The organism is Stenotrophomonas sp. YJH_SMC_33 (assembly GCF_059372295.1).
Genome location: NZ_JCAFVJ010000007.1, coordinates 110,496 through 125,212, shown reverse-complemented (window position 1 = coordinate 125,212; position 14,717 = coordinate 110,496). Strand labels below are relative to the sequence as shown.

General features: G+C 67.0%; 11 protein-coding genes. 7 read left to right on the top strand and 4 right to left on the bottom strand.

Annotated features, from left to right (window positions below; translation table 11 throughout):
- Positions 1-58 precede the first annotated feature (58 nt).
- The 4 genes from AC5P9W_RS12730 to AC5P9W_RS12715 form a co-directional block, all read right to left on the bottom strand.
- A complete protein-coding gene (locus tag AC5P9W_RS12730) occupies positions 59-349 on the bottom strand; it encodes a DUF6959 family protein (protein ID WP_019659952.1) in 291 nt (96 codons plus the stop codon).
- Between the two features lie 119 nt (positions 350-468).
- Positions 469-1,311 (bottom strand): OmpA family protein, encoded by an 843-nt coding sequence (locus AC5P9W_RS12725; RefSeq protein ID WP_021204281.1) that lies wholly within the window; start codon positions 1,309-1,311, stop codon positions 469-471.
- 63 nt (positions 1,312-1,374) lie between these two features.
- On the bottom strand, positions 1,375-6,480 hold the full coding sequence (locus AC5P9W_RS12720; protein ID WP_495219290.1) for a YadA-like family protein: 5,106 nt from the start codon (positions 6,478-6,480) through the stop codon (positions 1,375-1,377).
- A 236-nt stretch (positions 6,481-6,716) separates the two neighbouring features.
- The gene (locus AC5P9W_RS12715) at positions 6,717-7,697 is read right to left on the bottom strand and encodes an AraC family transcriptional regulator (protein WP_021204283.1); all 981 of its coding nucleotides are present in this window, start codon (positions 7,695-7,697) and stop codon (positions 6,717-6,719) included.
- Positions 7,698-8,381: 684 nt separating this feature from the next.
- Between AC5P9W_RS12715 and AC5P9W_RS12710 the strand changes: the two genes are divergently transcribed.
- The 7 genes from AC5P9W_RS12710 to AC5P9W_RS12680 all read left to right on the top strand — a co-directional run bounded on the left by AC5P9W_RS12710 (position 8,382) and on the right by AC5P9W_RS12680 (position 14,715).
- Positions 8,382-8,573: a Flp family type IVb pilin gene (locus tag AC5P9W_RS12710; RefSeq protein ID WP_021204284.1), complete on the top strand. Its 192-nt coding sequence runs from the start codon at positions 8,382-8,384 to the stop codon at positions 8,571-8,573.
- A gap of 67 nt (positions 8,574-8,640) precedes the next feature.
- Positions 8,641-9,186, top strand: coding sequence for an A24 family peptidase (locus tag AC5P9W_RS12705; protein WP_058982314.1), 546 nt, complete (start codon positions 8,641-8,643; stop codon positions 9,184-9,186).
- The gene (locus AC5P9W_RS12700) at positions 9,183-9,659 is read left to right on the top strand and encodes a TadE/TadG family type IV pilus assembly protein (RefSeq protein WP_021204286.1); all 477 of its coding nucleotides are present in this window, start codon (positions 9,183-9,185) and stop codon (positions 9,657-9,659) included. The genes AC5P9W_RS12705 and AC5P9W_RS12700 overlap by 4 nt, the downstream gene beginning before the upstream one ends.
- Positions 9,660-9,682: 23 nt before the next feature.
- Entirely contained in the window at positions 9,683-10,720 is a 1,038-nt protein-coding gene (cpaB, locus tag AC5P9W_RS12695) for a Flp pilus assembly protein CpaB (protein WP_111102425.1), read from the top strand.
- Positions 10,721-10,738: 18 nt separating this feature from the next.
- On the top strand, positions 10,739-12,097 hold the full coding sequence (locus AC5P9W_RS12690; RefSeq protein ID WP_111102426.1) for a type II and III secretion system protein family protein: 1,359 nt from the start codon (positions 10,739-10,741) through the stop codon (positions 12,095-12,097).
- A gap of 27 nt (positions 12,098-12,124) precedes the next feature.
- Positions 12,125-13,381 (top strand): CpaE/TadZ family protein, encoded by a 1,257-nt coding sequence (locus AC5P9W_RS12685; protein ID WP_019659961.1) that lies wholly within the window; start codon positions 12,125-12,127, stop codon positions 13,379-13,381.
- Entirely contained in the window at positions 13,366-14,715 is a 1,350-nt protein-coding gene (locus tag AC5P9W_RS12680; RefSeq protein WP_019659962.1) for a TadA family conjugal transfer-associated ATPase, read from the top strand. Before AC5P9W_RS12685 ends, AC5P9W_RS12680 begins: the two co-directional genes overlap by 16 nt.
- The last annotated feature ends 2 nt before the right edge of the window (positions 14,716-14,717 follow it).

Genomic DNA, 14,717 nt, shown 5'->3' with positions numbered 1-14,717 from the left:
GTCGTCCATGTCCCTGCCGTGCCGGGAACGACTTAATCCCCTCCGTCCCCTTTTTCTTCTACAGTGCCTCGCCGGCGTCGGCCAGGCGCGATTCGATCAGCGCATACCACTGCTGCAACACGTCGATGAGCATGTCCAGTTCGGCGTCGGTGCGCTGTGCGCGACCACTGCGCAGGCAGGCCTGGGCTTCCTGCAGCTGGGCAAGGAAGCCGGCCACGGTGTCTGCCTGCAGGATCAGGCCTGGCAGGCGCCGCCCGGGAATGCGTACCACGGCATGGTTGCCGAGCTGGCCGTACACGCTGAGTGTGGTTTCCGTCTTCATGGAAAGAGGCAGGAATTGAGCGTTCATCGCGTGCACCGTTAGAAAACCTGAGCCGCAGGCAGGCGTGGACGACGGGGGAGACGTTGCCACGCCTGCCGGCGGTCAGGGGGGACTCGGGACCGGGGCCTGGCCCCGGTGAGGGGATTTCAGCGCGGCTGTGCCACTCCGGCGATCTGCACGCGACGGTTTGGCGCCAGGCAGGCGATCAGCTCGCGCCGATTGCGCTGCTCGCACTGCACGATCGGCTCGGCCGCGCCGCGTCCTTCGGCGCTGATGCTGGCTGCAGGCACGCCGCCCTGCACCAGCGCGCTGCGCACGGCCTCGGCGCGGCGCTGCGACAGGGTCTGGTTGTAGCTGGCACTGCCGATACGGTCGGTGTAGCCGGTCACCCGGATCGACTGCACCTGTGCGGCTTCACGCACCTGCGCCAGGATGCCCTGCACCGCCTGCTGGCCCTCGGCGCTGAGTACCGCGCTGTCGAAGCCGAACAGCGCGTCGGCAGACAGCCGCAGCGGCTGTTCTGGCAGCGGTGCCGGTGCCGGTGCCGGCGGGGCCGGTGGCCGCGGCGGCTCCAGCACGGCCGCGCACGATTCCGGCTTCCAGTACCCCGCCTGGGCAATGCCCTTGCTGTCAAAGCGGACCTGGAACTGGCAGGTGAAGTACTCCGCGCCCTGCGCGGTGCGGAAGTTGAACAGGTAGTTCCACTCGCGCACGCCCCACATGCCTTCATTGAAATGCGGCGTGCCCAGCAGCGTGTACAACTGCCGCTTGCTCATGCCCGGCGCGAAGCGGCGCAGGTCGGCGACGTCCGGATAGATGCCTTCCTTCAACGAGGCCCTGGAGGCCTCCGGGAACTGCACGGCGGTGGCTTCGGCAGGACCGTCCGTGGCCGGCGCATGGCTGCGGCAGGCGGCCAGCAGGCCCATCCCCAGGATCAGGCCCAGCGTAGCGGCATGTTGGCCGGCGCGGGCGATACGATGCTGTTTCATGTCATTCCCCCTGTAGACGTTTCCGCGGTACCGGGCCGCGCGTGCGGCCCGGCGGCGGAGATATCACCACTGGATGCCGGCACCGACGGCCACGCCGGCCTCGCCACGGCTGTTGGTGGAGCCGCTGAACTTGTAGATCCAGCGCCCTCCCTCGGAGACACCGGAGATACCGACCGCCACGCCCGACTCGCCGTTGTAGCTGCCGGCAGCGACCGAGGCCATGTTGCGGCCCGCTTCGCTGGGCTGCGGCAGCGCTGCGGTGGCCATCGCCGAGGCGATACCGGCCGAAGCACGGTTGTCGGTCTTGCGCAGGTCGCGCTCGAAGCCACCCATGCGCTCGTCGGTGTAGGCCTTGGACCAGTCCAGGGTCTGCGCCATCCCCGACTTCAGCTGATCCACGTTGACCGCGTCGGTACCGGCGGTGCCGGCGGCGACGTTGCGCACCGTGGTCGGGCCGCTGTTGGTGCTGCCCAGCGTGACACTGTTGTAGTTGGTCGCACCGTTCACCGTGGTGTCGTAGCGGATCGTGCCCTGCTGCGAGGCCTGCAGCTGGCGCACGTTGACCGCATCGGTGGCCTGCGAACCGTCAGCCACGTTGACGACCTGGCGTTCGGCGCCGCTGGCACCGACCGAGACCGTGTTGGCCCGGTTCGCCACCGAACCCGCCCCCAGCGCCACCGAGTTGTCGGCCTGCGCCTGCGAACCATTGCCCAGCGCGGTCGAGTTGGCACCGGCGGCGGTGGAGCCTGCACCACCGGCGGCCGAGTTGGCACCGCTGGCGGACGGATCGGCCAGGTTGTTGGTGTTGTTGGCGCGGAAGCTGCCGGCCACGTTGGTGATGTTCTGGATCTTCTGGTCGGTGTACTTCTTCGACTCATCGATGGCGTAGTTCACACCATTCTTCAGCTGGCCGACATTGGTTGCGTCGTAGGTGTCGGAGCCATCGGCAACGTGGGTGATCTTGCGCTCGCTGCCGGTGCTGCCGACCGAGACCTCACCGGCCGAGTTGCTGGCGCCGGTCTGGCCGTAGGCACCGGTGTAGCCGCTCTGCGCACCAACGCTGGCCACCGAACCGGCACCCAGGGCGACGCTGTTGCCTGCACTGGCGCTGGCACCGTTGCCGACCGCCACGCTGTTGGCACCGGCCGCACTGGCCTGCGGGCCGACCGCCACCGCTTCCGCACCGGCCGCGGTGGCTGCGGCCGCCGTCGAGTTCACCGCCAGGTAGGCACTGCCACCGCCACCGTTGGTGATGCGCTGGTTGAGGACCTTCAGCGAGCCATCGACGGCAGTGAAGGCGGCGGTGACGTTGTTGTAATCGCCGCTGCTGAAGGTGCCATCGGTGGCGATGCTGGAGATGCTGAACGTCGGCGCGGTCCACGCGTTGGTGGTGCCGTTGTAGGCAGTGGTGCCGCCGAAGTAGTTGGCGATGGTGCTGTGGGTGCTGAACAGCTGGTCGCCGGTGATGGCGTCGCTGCTGCCGGCCAGGATGCTGCCGGCGGCGACGTTGGTGATCTTCACCGCACCGCTGCCGGTGCCCGTCAGCGTCACGCTGTTGAGCACGTTGCCGCTGCCGTCGACGTCGTACTTCACGGCCAGCTTGTCGATCTCGCCGGTCTGGTCGGCCACATTGGCCAGTGAATTGCTGACCGCGTCGAAGGCGGTACCGACGTCGTTGTAGCTGCCCTTGGTCACGGTGCCGTTGGCGGCAACGTTGTTGATCGAATAGGTCGGCGCGGTCAGTACGCCGCTGGCGTTGACCGCCGCGCCACCTCCGAGGTGGGTGGCAACGGCCTGGTTGGCCGCAAACAGCTGGGCACCGTTGATGGCCTCGCTGCTGGTGGCACTGACCTGGCCCGGGCCCAGGTTGCGCAGCGTGGTGGCGGTGCCGCTCTGGCCCAGCGTGGCACTGGCGTAGTTGACGCTGCCGTCGCCGTTGAGGTCATAGCGCAGGGCGCCCTGCTCCGAGGCCTGCAGCTGGCCCAGGTTGACCGCATCGGTCGCTGCGGTACCGGCCGCCATGTTGGTGACCTGGCGCTCGGCACCGGCGGCACCGATGGATACGCTGTTGGCACGGTCAGCCAGGCTGCCGGCGCCCACCGCGATGCTGTTGGAGGCGGTGGCGCGGGCATTGGTACCAACCGCGATCGAGTCGGCGCCGGTGGCCACGGCCTCGGTACCGGTCGAGTTCACCCGCAGGTACTTGGTACCGCCGTTGCGGATATCGGTGATCTGCGTGTTGAGGTTGACCAGCGAACCATCCACCGCCGCGAAGGCATCGGTGGCGTTGGTGTACAGGCCCTGGGCGATGGCGCCGGTGGTGGAGATCGTGCTGATCTCGAACAGCGGCGCAGTGAAGGCACCGCTGGCCGGATCGAACGCGGCGCGGCCACCGAAGAAGCTGGCGATGGCGGCGTTGGTCGCAGCCAGTTGGCCACCGTTGACTGCTTCCAGGCTGCCCGCGGTGACCGCGCCGCCGGCCAGGTTGCCGATGGTGGTGGTGCCAGTGCCCGCGCCAAGCGTCACCCGACGGTAGTTCGGGTTGCCGGCACCGTCCAGGTCGTAGGTCACCGCAGCTGCCGCCACATCATCGATCAGGCTGATGGCGCCCTTCAACTGGGCCACATTGACCGCATCGGTGTTGACGCTGCCGGCAGCCACGTTGGTGATCTGGCGCTCGCCGCCACCGGCGGTGCCCACCGATACTTCGCCGGCCGAGACCTGCGGTGCAGTGAGGCCATAAGCGCTGTAGCTGGCCTGCGCGCCGCGCAGTGCAGCCGAACGGTAGCCCAGTGCGACCGAGTTCGCCTGGTTGGAGGTGGCTTCAGCACCCAGCAGGGTCTGGCCGTTGGCGGTACCGACGGCACTGTCACCGACGATCACCGAATGGCCCATGCGCGCAGCGTAGTCTGCGGTCGGGACGCCGGTCGGGTTGGTGGGATCGTTCACGCCATCGCCCGGGAAGGCAACGTTGGCATCGACCCTGGGCAGTTCGTGCCGTGCATTGGCGCCGATCACCACTTCCTTCGAACCGTTGGCGAAGGCGCCGTCACCCATCAGCACCTGGTAGTCCTGTGCCGCGTTGACGGCCCAGCAGGAGATGTCGGCCAGCGCGATGTCCAGGCACTTCGCCGCCCATTCCGGCGAATCCGTTGGCAGCAGCAGCCCGAGCAGGCCACCCGGATTGCCGTTGTTGATGTTGTAGATGTAACTGTCCGAGGTAACGCCGCCAATGAGCGTCAGGTGCGAGCTGCCGCCGGTGACGGCGCCGCCGAGGCCATTGAGGGTGCTACCGACCGGCGACAGGTTGACCACCGGCAGGCCCAGCACATTGACCGTCGAGTAGGTCTGCATCACGTTGGCGTTGCTGAGCTTGAGATTGCCGTTGCTCAGGTAGCCGTCGCCGCCGAAAAGGCTGCTGGTGGTCGGCCCGATGAGCTGGCCGACATTGCCGACCAGGCCACCGGTGCCGATGATCAGGCCCGCGTTCGGGTCGGCCGGCGCCGGCGCCTTTGGGCTGGTGGGCGGTATGGCCGAGGGTTGAGTCAGGCCGAGCCCGCCAAGCGTGCCGCCGACCAGGCCGCCTACGGCACTGCCGAGATTGCCGATGGTGCCGTTGAGGTTGCCGTTGAGCAGGTTGCCTACGGCACTGCCGACATTGCCCAGCGTATCGCCCAGCAGGCCACCCAGGCCGCCGAGGCTGCCACCTGTAGCGCCATTGAGGACACCGCCGACGGTGCTGCCCACCGCACCCGCTGTATTGTTGAGCGAGCCGCCCACGGCACCGCCAACGGCACCGACGGTGCCAACTGCATCGTTGAGCGCGCCACCGACGGTGCTGCCGACCGAACCGACCGTGCCGTTGAGTGCACCACCCACGGTGCCGCCAACTGCGCCAACCGTACCAACAGCCCCGTTGAGCGCGCCGCCGACGGTGCTGCCGACCGAACCGACCGTGCCGTTGAGTGCACCACCCACGGTGCCGCCAACTGCGCCAACCGTGCCAACAGCCCCGTTCACTGCACCACCCACCGCGCTACCGACAGTTCCAACGGTGCCATCGAGCGTGCTGCCCAGTGCTTCGCCTACCGTTCCAACCGTGCCGTGCAAGGCGCCGCCGACCGCACCAACCGTGTTGCCTACGGTGCCATCAAGCACGCCACCTACGGCGCCGCCTGCCGCGCCGACAACGCCGCCCACCAGGCCATCGACGCCCAGCGCGCTGTTCTGCGCCGCCACGGTCGCTTGGCCGGCCAGCTTCAGATTGCGGTCGGCCACGACTTCGTGGCCACCCGGCGCCTGCACGCGCACGTTGCCGGCAACACCGGTATCGAAGGCCGCGGTGATCGCACGATCATGAGTCTCGCCCGGCAGCTCCTCCTTGGCCGGCAGCGTGACCGCCGCCGTCGCCTTGACCTGCCCCTGGCCGTCGATCTGGTGGCCCGCCAGCTTCAGCTGCGAATCCACCTTGCCGTCAACGGACGCCTTGAGGCCGGACAGCGAGCCAGCCGGTGCGCCAGCAACAGCGGCGGCCGCCTTGGCACCGGTATCGATCGAGGCCACCTGGGTACCGGCGATGCCAACGCCGGCCTTCGCCTGGGCATCCGCAGCCACACCGAGCGGCGCATGCGCGGACGGCGCAACGTTGGCCGCCAGCGATGCATCAATCTTCGCCACATGGGACGCTGCATGACCCAGCCCGACATTGGCGCGGACATCGGCAGCCAGCGCAGGAACCGCGACCTGCTTCGGCGCAGCGCTCGCCGCCAGCTTCACCTGCACGGTGGCCGGCAGCACGTCGCGTACGATCGGCAGCGAGTTCGTACTCAGCTGCAGGCCGACACGCGCGTCAGCGCTGATAGCCGGACTGCTCTGCGCCTGGCGCGATGCGGCAGCCAGCGCCACTTCCGCGTCGACCTTGACCGGCATCGGCTGCGCGTACTTGGCTGCGAGCGCCTGCAGGTCGCGCAGCGACTGATTGGATTCGGTTGCGCCTGCATGCCCGCTGGCCAGCGCACACAGCAGGGCCAGGGCCAGTGCGGTCGGCATCAGCAGTGCACTGCGCGGATCGCGGGCGGCGCTGCCGCCGCTGTCGCCGGTGGCCAGTTCCGAGGCCACAACCAGAGCATTGAGCTGGCGGTTCCATACACGCCGGTAGATGCGGTTCATGAGCATTTCCCCCGTAGGCGAACAACTGGAATGTCAGTGGACTTGCCGTTAGGCAGGTGACTGACATTTCAGCGTTTGCAACGGCGGTGGCGCACTTCAATCCGGCACGGCAATCGCGCATTCCGGCAAATCCACGGCCGGAATCGGCAGCCGTCTACGCAGAAGCGGCAGCATGATCGGCAAACGGATGCGCAATTCCGGCATAAATGCCGTGGAAACCCTTGCGGGACCTTGGCTCAGGCCGGCTGGCCGATCTGCGCGGGCGCGCGCATCAGGGTATCGCGCGGCAGTTCGCCGAATACCTTGCGATAATTGTCAGCGAAGCGCGAGAGGTCCCAAAGCCCGCAGCTGAGCGCGATGGCCTTCACCGAGCGGCGGCTGGAATCGGCCATCGACAGGCTCCGGCAGGCGGCACACAGGCGCAGCATGGAGAGGTACCGGTTCGGCGAAGTGCCGAACAGGTCCTCGAATGCATAACGCAGGCCGCGCTCGCTGACGCCAGCGGCATCGCAGATTTCATTCATGTAGATGTTGCGGCGCAGGTTGAGCCGCATGAAATTCTCGGCACGCTGAGCAATCAGATAATGTGTGCGCCGCGCACGGCTGCAGCCCGGGCGGTCGGCGGTACCCGCGCCCAGCAGTGCCTGCACATGCTCATGCAGCAGCCGCTCGGCTTCTTCCGGCTGCAGGCCGGAACCCTGCCCCAGCTGCAGGTGCAGCTGCTGATAATGGCGCGCCAACGGCGCTGCTTCGTTGGCCAGGCTGAACAACGAGAGTGCCTGCCCAGCCGGTGGCGTGCTGCGCAGGCTCAGTTCGGTCAGCTTGCGCTGCACGCGCGCCGCCGGCACCAGCATCAGCGTCATGTGCGTGCCCGGGCTCAGGGTGAACTCGCTGATGCCCTCCGGCATCACGGTCAACGCCATACCCGCCGCAAGCGGTACACCATGGCACCAGCTCAGCGTCTCATCGGTGGCGTGCAGATAGCCGAGCATCGCCCAGTCCGGCGGCAGCATGAATCGTCCACGGCAATGGAATCCACAGCTGATGCTGCAGAACAACGCCTCCTCGTGCACGCGTGAAGCGAAGGCCGCCCGTGGCCCATTGCCATCGAGCAGTAGCAGTTCAACATCACATACACGAAGCACGCCGCTCAGCGTCGCCAGGTCGATCGACCGCAGGCCGCTGTCGTCGCTGTCTCCTACCCCACCATCGACCATGACAGTGTCGTCCCCCGATTATCCGTCGTGCGATACGGCCCCCACTGCCTGACAGGGCGCGCACCTCTCATGGAATCTCTTCCATCACCGGGATGCGCGCCGCCAACGCACGCACCCCAAAAGAAACGCGAGTACTTGAATACGAGTATGCCCGATAATTCAGCGGGGTAAACATCTGCCCCGCGTTGAACAGGATGGATACAGACGTGAAAATCATGCTGACGTGATTGGCACAGTTCTCGCATTCGATTGAAACCAAAATCACATTATCTGCACGTCGATGAATCGTTGTGCGAGCTAACGGATTTCCGTCACAGAACCCGCGTGAAAAATTAAGGACCGAAGGGATTCTGCCGAATTTGCATATAGGTTCCGGTTGCAGCCGGCCGCCATTCAGGCAAAGTCGATAACACGGTGATCCGGTCTTTGATAATGACCGCACCCAGGGGGACAGCATGACCATGCACGTATCGCTCGACACGTCGACCACCGGCCCCGCGCCGCGCGGTCGCGGTTGTGCGAACGGCGTCCCGCCTGGAAGCGATCACCCTGCTTGAGCACAGCGGGTCCATCCCGCCTTGCCTCCTCCGCCAGGACGTGCGGAGGTCCACGGACGATCCCGGCGGAGCCGGGCCACCGCCCAACAGGTGTCCTGTAGCAGACAGGTAGAGGGAGACAATCGTCATGAACGCATCGATCCGCAAGTTCCTGAAGGAAGAAGATGGTGTCACCGCGCTCGAGTACGGGCTGCTGGCCGCTGTGATTGCGGGAGTGCTGATCGCACTGGGCAGTACGCAGATCCAGACATTCTTCAGCACGCTCTTTGAGAATCTCACCAAGCTTGCCAACAAGGCTTCAGGCAGCACGCCCGCCTGAGCCGCCTCCTGGATTGGATCAGGGACAGCAACTGCTGAGCGTCCACTGACGGGCGACGGAGTGTGCGATGACACTGCTGGGTTTATTGGCCATCGGCGTATGCCTGCGGATCGCGATCAGCGATCTGTACGCCCGGCGGGTGCCCAACGCCTGGCTGCTGTCCGCATGCGCGATCACCGTTGTCGTGCTCATCGCCGGACAGTTCAACGCGCCGCGCCTGCCGTGGGCTTCCCACGTTGCCGGCGCGGCGCTCGGCCTGGTCGCATTGCTGCCGTTCCATGCGTTGCGCTGGATGGGCGCCGGGGATGTCAAGTTCTTTTCCGTGCTGGGATTGATGCTGGGCTGGCAGACACTGCTGCCGATCTGGATCGCGGCCAGCCTCGCAGCGGGCGCACATGCCGCGTTGGTGCTGGCGTCACGCCGGGTGGGTCCAGTACTGCCCATCGGCCTGCAAGCCCAGCTGAACCGGGCCAGTTCGCAGTGGCATTCACACCCGGCGCTGCGCGACATGCAGAACGCCCGCCAGGGACGCCATGGCATTCCCTATGCAGCCTACCTGGCCGTGTCGGCCATCGCCTGGATCCTCATCACTACGTATGGAGGTGTGCCATGAACACCCCCAACCCGCACCGGCAACGTGGTGCAGCCAGCATCGAGTTCGCCTTGATGCTCATGCTGGGCCTGCTGCCACTGCTGCTGTTTACGTTCTCCGGCGTGATGATCATGGCGGCCCAGCAGACGCTGGCAACCGCTTCGGCCGAGGGTGCGCGCGCATCGCTGCGCTATGGCAGCGCCAATGAACGTCGTACCGCGGCGTGTATTGCGGCGCGCAGCTCGATGCAGTGGCTGCTGAACTTCTCCGGGCAGTCCGTCGACTGCAGCAATGGGGGAAGCAACGCCATCCTGGTTTCCGCGCAGGCGCCCTGCGCCGGACTGGCCAGCGCCCAGTGCATGACCGTGACCGTCAGCTACGACTACGCAAGCCATCCCTTCCTGCCCGGCACCGCCACGCTCTACAAGTGGGTAATGCGGGCTCCCATCCGCAGCGTGGCGGTCGCGCAACTCGACCTCGGCAGCGGCAACTGACGATCGCTACAGGAGACGGTTCCATGCTCAAGTTGACCCGCATCGCCGCCGTCGCCCTGATCGGGTTGGCCGTGCTGCTGGCGGTCATCGCCCTGATGATCGGGCGCAGGCAAGCCGCGCCGGCCACGGCTGCCCCGGCCGCGCAGAGCGAAGCCCAGGCAATCACCGTGGTGGAGGCGGTGGCGCGACTGCCGGCCGGCGAACCCATTTCTGCCAATGGACTGCGCCTGGCGCAGCGCAGCGCCCCGATTGCCGGTGCCGCCTCCAGCATTTCCGCCGTGGTGGGAAAGGTGCCGGTGCAGGACATTGCCGAAGGCACGGCAATCAGCAGCAATGCGCTTGCGCAGGGATTCTCGCTGCAGCTGCGCCCCGGAGAGCGCGCACTCGCGGTACCGGTTGACGAGTTGGTGGGTGCCGGCAACCGCATCGTGCCGGGCGATTTTGTCGACGTGTTCCTCAACCTGCGCAACGCCCAACCCAACGCCAGCGGGCCGGCCGATGCAGCACAGACGCGCCTGCTGTTGTCGCGCCTGCGCGTGCTCAGCTATGGCCAGCAGGACATCGCCCTGGCCAACGCTGGCGCTGTCGCCAGCACTGAAGCCGATGCGCGCAACGATCCACGCGCCGCCGACATCACCGGAAGCAGCAGCACCCAGAGCACGGGCAGCGAGACCACCCAGCCGGCACGCAGCGCGGTACTGGCGGTACCGGTGGCCGACGCCAACCGGCTGTTGCTGGGTGCGCAGCAGGGCAAACTGTTCCTGGCCCTGCGCAACCCTGCCGATCCCGGCCAGCCCGATCTGGCGCTGTTCCCGCAGGCACGCGGTGTGATCGATCCGCTGCGGGGGCTGGATGCGGAACAGCAGCTTGCGCTGCAACGGCCGGAGAATCACGCCTACGCCGGCATCGACGGTGATGCATTGGCCGGCCGCAGCAACACGCCGGCCCGCAGCACCCAGGATGCCCCGGCACGCATACCCGCCCCCCGGCGCAGCGCCCCGCGCGCATCGGGTATCGAAATCATCCGGGGTGACAGCTCCGCCCCCCGTGGTTCCCTTTGACCTGCATCGAGCGCATCCATGACCGAACGTCGCCGCAGTCCACGCCCTTCCCCCCGCCAGCGCTGGCTGGCCCTGCTGCTGGTGCTGCTGGCACCGGCGACGAGCGTGGCCGCCGACGACCTGGTACTGCAGACGCGCGAGCAGCGCCCCTGGCCCCTGCCGGGTGACCTGGAGCGGGTGGCCATTGCCGACCCGGGCGTGGCCGATATCGTGATGCTGCGCGGCCAGCGCCAGGCACTGCTGGTCGGCAAGGCACCGGGCACCACCACGCTCCTGCTCTGGCACCGCAAGCAGGCCGAGCCACAGCGCCTGCAGGTGCGGGTACAAAGCGCGGTGCAGGGCGCGGCCGACGCGGGCGCGAACGGACTGGTGTTCACCCAGCAGGACAATCAGGGCCTGCTGCAGGGAAGCACCGACAGTGTGCTGTCGCACATGCAGGAACAGAAGACCGCCGCGATGGCCCTGGGCAAGGACGGACTGCTTGCCGACGCATCGACGGTAAGCAGCGGCGGCGTCGTGCAGGTCGAGGTCAAGGTGGTCGAATTCAACAAGACCGCTCTGAAGCAGATCGGCATCAGCTTCCAGAACCGCAATGGCAACTTCGCCTACGGATTCGCCCGCCCGGGCGGCCAGCTGCCGGGCAACACCGGCATCCTGCCCGGCATGCAGGAAGGCAACTCCAGCAACGAAGCCGAATCGCCCATTTCTTCGGCGTTCCGCCTGGTGTTCGGCTCGACCAAGGGCCTGTGGAATGCCGACGTCGACCTGCTGCAGAGCAATGGCATGGCGCGCGTGCTGGCCGAACCTACCCTCGTCGCATTGTCCGGCCAGAGCGCCAGCTTCCTTGCCGGCGGCGAGCTGCCAATCCTGGAGCCGCAGGGGCTGGGCACCACCACGATCACCTACAAGCCCTTCGGCATCGGCCTGACCGTGACACCGACGGTACTGGCGCCGAACCGCATCGCCTTGAAAGTCGCGCCGGAAGCCAGCGACCTGGACTACAGCAACGCCATCGCGCTCAATGGCGTGCAGATTCCATCGATCACCACCCGCCGCGCCGACACCACGGTCGAGCTGGGCGATGGCGAGAGCTTCGTGATCGGTGGCCTGGTCAGTTCCAACGTGGTTTCCAGCGTCGGCAAGATTCCGCTGCTGGGTGACCTGCCGGTCATCGGCTCGTTCTTCCGCAACTTCGACTACAAGCGCCAGGACAAGGAGCTGGTGATCATCGTCACGCCACGCCTGGTGAAGCCGCTGGCCCGCAACACCGAACTGCCACTGCCCGGCGACCGCGAAGCCAAGCCGCACATGCCCGAATGGGGTGCCTGGCTGCTGGGTCCAATCAGCCAGGACCCGGTACCCGGCTTCTCACGCTGATTCCATGATGCCTGCGATACCACGCCCATGCCCTACGCCACTGCCCAGCCGCTGCATCCGCAAGGACCGCCGATGAACCTGGTCCTGTACGGAATGGATCGCGAACTGCTGCCCCGGCTGGCGGCCAAACTGCCGCCGACCACCACCCTGCACTGGCAGGACAGCAGCGCCCCGACCTCCGCCCAGGACCTGCACCGCGGGCCGCAGAACCTTGTGCTGCTCGACTTCCGCCCCGAGCATGCCGCCGCCTCCAGCGTGCTGGCGCAGCAACTGCAACAGACAGAACCGGACCTCGCACTGGTTGCCGTCGGTGCCACCAGTGCCGGACAGGTAGAGGGCGTCGTCATCGCACTGCGGGCGGGCCTGCGTGACGTACTGGACCTGGACAGCGACAACGCCGGTGTCGAGGCCGCACTGCGTCGTGCCCTGTCACCACGACCAGCTGCCGCCGCGCAGCACGCGCACAAGGCGCGCCTGATCGTCCTGCTGGGCGTGCGCGCCGGGGTCGGCACCAGTACGATGGCCGCGCACCTTTCGGTGCTGGCACAGCAGACCCGTGCGCTGGCACAGGGCGAGGCAGTGCAGCAGGACGGCCTGCTGATGGAACTGGCCCAGCCTTCGGGTGACCTTGCGCTGTACCTCAACCTGGACAGCCGCTTCCATTACGAAGACGCGCTGCGCAACGCCAGCCGCATCGACGCCACCCTCGCCCGCACGGCCATGGCCCGGCACGATTCCGGGCTGGTGCTGCTGGACCGCGCCAGCGGAAGCGACGCGGTGCCGCCGTCCGATCCGGGTGCGCTGCTGCAGCGCCTGCGCACCGTGTTCGCCAGCGTGCTGTGTGATGCCGGCGGTTGCCCGGTGCGCCAGCTGCCACCGCTGCTGCTGGACCAGGCCGACGAGATCTGGCTGGTCACTGATGCCTCGATCGCCACGCTGGTGTCGCTCGATCAGGCACTGAAGCACCTTGCCGGGCAACGCGAACGCGAGAAGCGGCTGCAGCTGGTGATCAACCGCCACGATGACAGCAGCGGAATGAGCCCGGAGCAGATTGCGCGCCGCTTCGAGGTGCCCCTGCTGGCCACGCTTCCCGAGCGCCCCCGCGTGCGCCTGTCAGCGAGCCAGGGCCACCTGCTGCTGCAGGATGCGCCGCGTGACCCCTATCTGCGTGCCCTCGCCCCACTGGTTTCGCGCCTGGACCCGGCCGCTTGCCGGGTGCAGGCGCAGGGCCTGCGGGAAAGACTCTCCCTTGCCCTGGGTGGATCGCAATGGAAGACAAGGTAACCCCTTTCCCGCATGCCGTTGCCCGGCCGGTGCTGCCCGAAAGCACGCCGGGCCATCAGCCGTTCGCGCAGACCGAGCAGTACCAGAAGGTGCTGTCGGCAGCGCATGAGCACCTGCTCAACAGCATCGAGGACGAGCGCATCGACATCGATTCCTGGGCGCCCGACACCATCGCCCGCTGGGTGCAGGTGCAGACGGTGGGCTTCATCCAGGAGTGGCGCATCCCGATCAACGAAGAAGAGATGCAGGTGGTCGCCGACGGCCTGGTCAAGGAGCTGACCGGCTTTGGCCCGCTGGACGACCTGCTGCACGACCCGTCCATCGAAGACATCCTGATCAACGGTTTCAAGGATGTGCATGTTTCCCAGGGTGGCCAGCTCAAGCGGGCCACCCAGCGATTCACCGACGATACGCACCTGCTGCGCATCCTGCGACGTATCCTGGCCCCGCTCGGGCGCCGCCTGGATGACTCCAACCCGATGGTCGATGCGCGTTTGCCCAACGGCGGCCGTCTCAACGCGATCATCTCGCCGCTGGCCGTGGACGGACCGATGGTGTCCATCCGCAAGTTCCGCAAGGATCCATTCACTCCCGATGAACTGCTGGCCAAGGGCACCTTCGACGAACCGATGCACGCCCTGCTGAAGGCGATGGTGCTGGGCCGCTGCAACATCCTGGTATCCGGCGGCACCAGCTCCGGCAAGACCTCGCTGCTGAACGCCCTGGCCAGCTACGTCCCCGCGAACGAGCGCGTGATCACCGTCGAGGACACCGCAGAACTCTCGCTCAACCACCCGCATGTGGTCCGCCTGGAAAGCCGCATCGGTGGCGCCGAAGGCCATGGCGCGGTGAGCATCCGCGATCTGGTCCGCAACAGCCTGCGCATGCGCCCTGATCGCATCGTGGTGGGCGAGGTGCGTGGCGCCGAGGTGCTGGAAATGCTGCAGGCCATGAACACCGGCCACGACGGTTCGATGGCCACCATCCACGCCAATTCACCACGCGACTGCCTGTACCGGATCGAGATGCTTGCTGGATTTGCCGGCTTCCAGGGCAGCGAGGACAGCCTGCGCCGGCAGATCGCCAGTGCCATCGACTTCATCGTGCAGATCTCGCGCCTGGGCAGCGGCCGCCGCGTGCTGGTATCGATCACCGAGATCACCGGTGTCAGCGACAACCTGATCACCACCCAGGAAATGTTCCGCCACGAACTGCAGATCGACGGCAACGGCAAAGAGATCGATCGCTGGGTCGGGCTGGGCTTCCATCCACACTCGCACAAGCTGGAGCCGTTCCGCCAACAGCTGCGCGAATCGCTCTACGGAGACTTCTGAGC

Excerpts from the sequence above, each read along its gene's own strand:
- AC5P9W_RS12730 (WP_019659952.1), bottom strand. The coding sequence starts at position 349 with ATGAACGCTCAATTCCTGCCTCTTTCCATGAAGACGGAAACCACACTC.
- AC5P9W_RS12725 (WP_021204281.1), bottom strand. The coding sequence starts at position 1,311 with ATGAAACAGCATCGTATCGCCCGCGCCGGCCAACATGCCGCTACGCTG.
- AC5P9W_RS12720 (WP_495219290.1), bottom strand. The coding sequence starts at position 6,480 with ATGAACCGCATCTACCGGCGTGTATGGAACCGCCAGCTCAATGCTCTG.
- AC5P9W_RS12715 (WP_021204283.1), bottom strand. The coding sequence starts at position 7,697 with ATGGTCGATGGTGGGGTAGGAGACAGCGACGACAGCGGCCTGCGGTCG.
- AC5P9W_RS12710 (WP_021204284.1), top strand. The coding sequence starts at position 8,382 with ATGAACGCATCGATCCGCAAGTTCCTGAAGGAAGAAGATGGTGTCACC.
- AC5P9W_RS12705 (WP_058982314.1), top strand. The coding sequence starts at position 8,641 with ATGACACTGCTGGGTTTATTGGCCATCGGCGTATGCCTGCGGATCGCG.
- AC5P9W_RS12700 (WP_021204286.1), top strand. The coding sequence starts at position 9,183 with ATGAACACCCCCAACCCGCACCGGCAACGTGGTGCAGCCAGCATCGAG.
- cpaB (WP_111102425.1), top strand. The coding sequence starts at position 9,683 with ATGCTCAAGTTGACCCGCATCGCCGCCGTCGCCCTGATCGGGTTGGCC.
- AC5P9W_RS12690 (WP_111102426.1), top strand. The coding sequence starts at position 10,739 with ATGACCGAACGTCGCCGCAGTCCACGCCCTTCCCCCCGCCAGCGCTGG.
- AC5P9W_RS12685 (WP_019659961.1), top strand. The coding sequence starts at position 12,125 with ATGCCCTACGCCACTGCCCAGCCGCTGCATCCGCAAGGACCGCCGATG.
- AC5P9W_RS12680 (WP_019659962.1), top strand. The coding sequence starts at position 13,366 with ATGGAAGACAAGGTAACCCCTTTCCCGCATGCCGTTGCCCGGCCGGTG.